Annotated in this window: 1 protein-coding gene; it reads right to left on the bottom strand. The window is 66.0% G+C overall.

Going from position 1 to position 7458, the window contains the following annotated elements; genetic code table 11:
• The coding region (locus tag ACRWNM_RS36390; RefSeq protein WP_431972708.1) for an SDR family NAD(P)-dependent oxidoreductase at positions 1–7458 on the bottom strand (7458 nt) is incomplete at both ends.

Here is a 7458-nt window from a genome sequence, read left to right as displayed (position 1 = left end):
GCCCTGCCTGCGCATCCAGTTGAAGGCGTCCTCGGAGAGCTCGGCGCCGAGCGCGGTCGATCGCGCCCACATCCCGTAATCGAGGGAGGTCGCGGGTAGTCCCAGGCTGTGACGATGTGCGGCGAGGGCATCGAGGAAGACGTTCGCGGCAGCGTAGTTCGCTTGACCGGCAGCCAGCACCAATCCACCCGCCGATGACAACAGGACGAACAGCGACAACGAGCGGTCGTGGGTGAGTTCGTGAAGGTGCCACGCGGCATCGAGCTTGGGTCCGAAGACATGGTCGATCCGGTCCGCCGTGATCGACTCGATCAGCCCGTTGTCGGCGGTTCCGGCCGCGTGCACCACGCCAACCAGCGGATGCTGGTCAGAAATGGTATCGAGCAGCGCCGCCAGCGCAGACCGATCGGACACATCGCACGCGGCGATGGTCACCTGCGCACCGAGCTCGACCAGCTCCGCACACAATTCAGCCGCGCCGTCAGCATCCGGTCCACGCCGAGATGTCAGAAGCAGATGTCCCACACCGTGTTCGGTCACCAGATGTCGAGCGATCACCGCACCCAGACCACCGGTGCCACCGGTAATCAGCACCGTGCCAGGCTCGGACAGCCGCGCAATCGTGCCGGGTGCGTGACGGGTCAAGCGCGGCGCGAGCAGGGTCGTCCCGCGTAGCGCGGCCTCCGGTTCTCCAGCTGCCGCTGCGGTCGCGACAGAGACCGGGTCACGGTCCTGATCCAGATCGAGGAGCTGGAATCGACTCGGGTGTTCGGCCTGCGCGGCACGCAACAGACCCCACACCGGCGCCTGCCCCAGATCGACCTGGTCCGAATCGGCAGTGGACATGGCTTTTCTGGTGAGCACAACCAAACGGGAACCGGCGAAACGAGAATCGGCCAGCCACCGCTGAACGGTGCCGAGAACACCGGCCACAACCTGCCGCACGGCCTCCGGCGGCGCACCATCATGGTGCGGGCACTCGAGCAACACGATCTCAGGAACAACCAGGTCGGGAGTCGCATCCAGATCGGCGATCAACGCCGCGAGATCACCATAACGCCGCACCTCACCGGAACTCTGGTCACCGGAACCCCGGCCAGAACCGAGTACCGCAACACGACCCGGCTCGACACTCGCCGCCGACGACAGCGGAACAGCGACCCAATCCACGCCGAAGAGGGCCTCCGACACCCGGCCCGCGCCCAGGCGTTCAGGCGACACAGGCCGAGAAGCCAAGGCGCCCACCGACAGAACAGGTTGACCCTGCTCGTCGGCGATCTGCACAGTGAACCGATCGCCCTGAAGCACAATGCGCACCCGCGCTACGGCAGCACCGGCCGAGTACAACACCACCCGGTTCCAAGCGAAAGGCAGCGCAGGGACGCCACTACCACCGCCACGAAGACCATGAATTATCCCGGCATGCAACGCAGAATCGAAGAGCGCAGGATGAATCCCGAAACCCTCCGCGTCCCGCGGATCCGACAGAGCGACCTCGGCGAACAACTCATCGCCGCGCTGCCACGCCGCCCGCAAACCCTGGAAGAACGGGCCGTACCCGTACCCGAGTTCGAGCAGCTCGTCATACACACCGTCGACAGGCACCGGCTGCGCGCCCGCAGGAGGCCACGAGATCAGGTCGAAATCAGCCACCACATCGCCCGGCGCAAGCACACCTTCGGCGTGCAGCACCCACGGACCCTCGCCCGCCTGCCGAGAATGGATACCCAGCCGCCGACGACCAGCCTCGTCAGCAGCGGCCACCACGACCTGCACCGAGACACTGCCCTCGGCCGACATCGTCAACGGAGTGTGCAGGACGAGCTCATCCACCACACCGCAGCCCAACAGGCCGCCGACGTAGCTGGCCAGCTCCACAAGTCCGGTTCCGGGCAGCAGCACGGTGCCGAGCACGCTGTGGTCGGCCAGCCATTCGACGGAGTCGAGCGACCACCGGCCGGTGAAGCTCACCCCACCCGAATCCGGGTGCGGCACAACCGCACCCAGCAACGGATGATCCACCACATCCAGCCCGGCCGAGCTGACCCCACCCAGCTCGGCCGCCAGCCAGGACTGCGCCAACATCTGCCTGGTATCGATCCAGAAACGCTCGTGCTGGAAGGCATAGGTGGGCAAGTCGATTCGCTGGGCCCCGGAATCAGCGTAGAAACCAGCCCAATCCACCTCGGCACCAGAGACGAACAGCGCTGCCACGCCGCCCAACACCGTGGACCGATCGGCATGGTTTCGACGAGCCAGCGCCACAACGGCAGAAGCGCCTACCTGCTCGTCATCCACGATCTGCGCGATCATCGGAGTCAACACCGCATCAGGCCCGACCTCGGCGAACCTGGCGACACCCGTGCCTGCCATTGTCGCGACCGCATCGGCGAAGCGCACCGTGTCACGGACCTGGCCGACCCAATACGACGGATCGGACATCTCGTCGTTGATCCGGACACCGGTCACCGTGGACACCAACGGGATACTCGGGCGACTGAACGCCAAACCATCGATCGCCGTGGCGAATTCGGCCAGCATCGGCTCCATCGACACCGAATGGAAAGCATGCGAGACCCGCAACCTGTGTGTGCGCCAACCACGTTCGGCACACCGATCAGCGACAGCCACGACATCGTCTTCGACACCGGACAACACCACCGACGACGGACCATTGATCGCCGCGATCGACACCTCGCCGGCCAGCATCGGCAGCACGTCGGCCTCCGACGCACCGACAGCGACCATCGCCCCACCCGCGGGCAGCGCCTGCATCAAGCGGCCACGCGCGGCGACCAGGATGCACGCATCCGCGAGCGACATCACCCCGGCGATGTGCGCAGCCGCGATCTCGCCGATCGAATGACCGGCCACCACATCCGCACGCACGCCCCACGACTCGAGCAGCCGGAACAACGCCACCTCGAACGCGAACAAACCCGCCTGAGCGAACACCGTCCGATCGATCAGTTCATCGCTCGACAGCGCCTCACCCAGCGAAACCGACTGCCCCAACAGCGGATCCAGCTGAGCGACGATCGCATCGAAAGCCTCGGCGAACACCGGATACGCTCCGCGCAGCTCGGCAGCCATACCCGCCCACTGGGCACCCTGACCAGAAAACACCACACCAGTCGAACCCGACACCACACGACCGGACACCACACCCGGTGCCTGCACCCCCGCAGCCAATGCCCGCACACCCGCCAGCAGATCGTCACGGCCCTCGGCCACGACAACTCCGCGATGCTCGAACACACTGCGCGCCGACGCCAGCGAGAAACCGGTATCAATCGGATCGTGCTCGCCCGCGCGCGATGTCAAACGATCAGCCTGAGCGGCAAGAGCATCCCTACTGCGTGCCGAAACCACCCACGGCAGCACAGCCGGGACGGTCCGCACAACCGGTACCGCGGCAGGCTCCACCACCGGGGCCTGTTCCAGGATGACGTGGGCGTTGGTGCCGCTGATACCGAACGAGGACACACCAGCCCGACGCGGCCGATCCGCCGTCGGCCACTCGACCGCCTCGGTCAACAACCGCACATGCCCCTCGGACCAATCGACCTTGGTGGAGGGCTGATCCGCATGCAGCGTTCGGGGCAGCACGCCATGGTGCATCGCCATCACCATCTTGATCACACCACCCACACCCGCGGCGGCCTGAGCATGGCCGATGTTGGACTTCAACGACCCCAACCACAACGGACGATCCGGGTTCCGGTCCTGACCGTAAGTGGCCAGCAACGCTTGCGCCTCGATCGGATCGCCCAGGGTGGTCCCGGTGCCGTGGGCCTCCACCACATCCACCTCGACCGGCGAGACTCCGGCGTTGGCCAATGCTTGGCGGATCACCCGCCGCTGCGAAGGACCGTTCGGCGCGGTCAAACCATTCGACGCACCATCCTGATTCACCGCCGAACCGGCCATCACCGCAAGAATCCGATGGCCGTTGCGCTGAGCGTCGGACAACCGCTCCAACACCAACACACCGGCACCCTCGGACCAGCCCACCCCATCGGCGTTATCGGAGAAGGACTTACACCGCCCGTCCGGCGACAACCCTCGCTGACGGCTGAACTCCACGAAAGTCTCCGGTGTCGCCATCACCGCCACACCACCGGCCAACGCCAGATCACACTCACCCGACCGCAACGACTGCGCAGCCAGGTGCATCGCCACCAACGATGACGAACACGCCGTATCCACCGACACCGCCGGGCCTTCCAACCCCAGCGTGTAGGCGATCCGACCCGACACCAAACTGCCGGTAGCGTTGCTGCCGCTCCCCTGGGCGTAGTCGTGGTACATCACGCCGGTGAAGACACCGGTCGAACTGCCACGCAGCACAGCCGGATCCACACCGGCCCGCTCCAACGCCTCCCACGTCGTTTCCAGTAGCTGCCGCTGTTGCGGATCCATCATCGTGGCCTCATTGGGACTGATCCCGAAGAATTCGGCATCGAAATCGGCTGCGGAGTACAGGAATCCACCCCGGCGCGTGTAGGTCTTGCCCGCCTTGCCACGTTCGGGATCGTAGATACCATCGACGTCCCAGCCACGATCCATCGGCAACTCACCGATGCTATCGACGCCCGACATGACGAGACTCCACAGGTCTTCGGGCGAGGCGACACCACCCGGGTAACGGCAGGCCATTCCGACCAGAGCGATCGGCTCGTCGTCAACAGCCTTGCTGGCAGTAACCTCGACATCGCGGCTGGTGCCGGCGAACTCGTCGGCCAGATACTTCGCCAAAGCCTGCGGTGTCGGGTAGTCGAACACCAGCGTCGCAGGCAGCCGCAGGCCTGTCACGTTTTTGAGAGCATTGCGGAACTCGATAGCAGTGAGCGAGTCGAAACCCAACTCACCGAAGGCCTTGTCCGCCGCAATCGCATTCGCGTCCTGATGACCCAGAATCGCCGCGACCTGACCACGCACGATCTCCACGAGCACACCGAAACGTTCACCGTCGGGAGTGTTCGCCAAACGAGCGCGTAGCGCCGTGAAAGCACCTGAGGCCGCTTTGCGGCGATGCGGGATCAGCGCGGAAAACAGTGCGGGCACCGCGAATCCCGTACTGCGCATCGCGTCCAGGTCGAAACGGGCAAGGAGAGGGGCAGCTGTGTCCAACCCGGTCGCGGCATCGAACAGCGCGAGGCCTTGTTCCTCCGAGAGCGGCAGCAAACCCGAGCGAGACATGCGGTGACGGTCCCGGTCGCTGAGTTCTGCGGCCATACCCCCGTCCATGCTCCATACACCCCAGGCGTAAGACTTGCCGCAGAGCCCGGATGCCCTGCGGTGCGCCGCGAGAGCATCCAGGCACGCGTTGGCCGCGGCATAGTTGCCTTGACCAGGGTTGCCGAACGCACCGGCCACCGAACTGAACAGCACGAACGCCTTCAACGGCAGATCGGCGGTCAGTTCATGCAGGTGCAGGGCAGCATCGACCTTGGGCCCCAACACGGCATCCATCCGGGCCGGGGTCAACGAACCGACCGCACCGTCGTCGAGAACGCCGGCCATGTGGAACACACCGGTCAGCGGGTGACCGGAAGGCACCTCGGCCAACACCTGCGCAAGCGCGCCGCGATCGGCGACATCACAAGCCACGAACCCGACCTCGGCACCGAGACGCTGCAACTCCGCCCGCAACTCGGCAGCGCCGGAAGCGGATTCACCGCGGCGGCTCAACAGCAGAAGCCGGCGCACACCATGTGCGTCGACCAGGTGCCGGGCGAACAACCCACCCAGGTAGCCGCTGGCACCGGTGACCAGAACAGTATCGTCCGGGCCGAAGGACGAACTCACAGCCGAAGCTGCCGCGGAGGAACCCCCAGCTGAAGTGGTCGTCGGAGCGGAGATTCGGCCGACGCGCGCAAGGTGTACTCGCCCATCACGCACCGCCACCTGCGGTTCGGCCACGGCGACAATCCCGCCCAGCAGCCCGTCGAGTTCGGAATCGGTGTCGATCAACACGATCCGGCCAGGATTCTCCGCCTGGGCGGAACGAACCAGACCACACACAGCCGCACCGGCCAAGTTCGTAACGTCTTCCCCGGCAACGGATACCGCACCACCGGTCCGGACTACCAGCACCGATTCGGCGAATCGATTGCCCGCAATCCAGGACTGCAATACCTCGAGGACCTCATGAGTCGCAGCATGGACAGCGGCGGGATCATTACCCGTCGGGCACTCCAACACCACCGCCTGCGGAACCTGCTCACCGAGCTCCGCCCACGCCACCGCGGTGACTTCGGCTTCACGCACCGCGATCGGTGTCCAGCCGATCTGGAACAACGCATTACCGACGACGGATGCGCCGGCCATGAGCTGCGCGGGATCGATCGGCCGGGAAGCCAGATGCCGCACCGTCGCCACCGCAGCACCGGTCGAGTCCGCCAGATCCAGAGCAACACCGTGCTCGCCGACCCGGGTGAGCCGAACGCGCAACGCATCAGCACCCGCCGCACGCACCGTGACACCGGACCACTCGAACGGCAACGCCACACCGGTTCCGTCCGCCGACATGCCATCGGCGAAACGCAAGGCATGCAACGCCGCATCCAGCAACGCCGGATGCACACCGAAACGCTCCGCCTCGGTTCGGGCCTGCTCGGGCAATTCGACCTCGGCATAGAGCAGACCGTCGGATCCGCGCCACACCGACCTCAGTGCCTGGAACACCGGACCGTAGTGATAGCCCTGTGCGTCGAGGGAGTCGTACACCCCATCGATATCGACCGCGACCGCACCGGCGGGCGGCCACTGCACCAGATCGGCAGCCGCGCTGTCGATTCCGGACGCGAGCACACCCTCGGCGTTCAACGTCCACGACGCCACCGAATCGACACCATCATCGGGCCGGGAGAAGATACGCACCGCGCGACGGCCGGTCTCGTCCTCGGCGCCGACCACAACGCGCACCGCGAGTCCGGCGGACTCCGGCAGTGCCAGTGGGGCTTGTAGGACCAGTTCCTCGAGGGTCGAGCAGCCGACCTGTTCTGCGGCGTACAAGGCGAGTTCGACCAAACCGGTACCGGGGAACAGCACGGTGTCCACAACCGTGTGGTCGGCCAGCCATGGGTGCGTCTGCACCGACAGGCGGCCGGTGAGAGTTACCGCGTCGGAGTCCGGTTGCGAGACGACCACCGAGACCAAAGGGTGCCCGGTGGCGACGAGCCCCATCGCCCGGGCATTGCCACCGGCGGCGGGCCCTTCGGTCATCCAATAACGTCGATGCTGGAAGGCGTAGGTGGGCAGGTCGATTCGCGCGGCACCGGTACCGGCATACAGACCGGCCCAGTCCACCTCGGCGCCGGACACGAACAGTCCAGCCACCCCGCCCAACACCGTGGCCGGATCGGCATGGTCTCGACGCGCCAACGCCACCACCGCAGGAGCCGCCACCGCAGCCCCCGCGCTCGCCTGCCCGCCGTCGAGAGTCTGGGCGAT

Source organism: Nocardia sp. bgisy134 (genome assembly GCF_965341865.1).
GTDB lineage: Bacteria > Actinomycetota > Actinomycetes > Mycobacteriales > Mycobacteriaceae > Nocardia.
The sequence above is the reverse complement of the archived record's forward strand: the minus strand, read 5'-3'. Positions and strand labels throughout refer to the sequence as shown.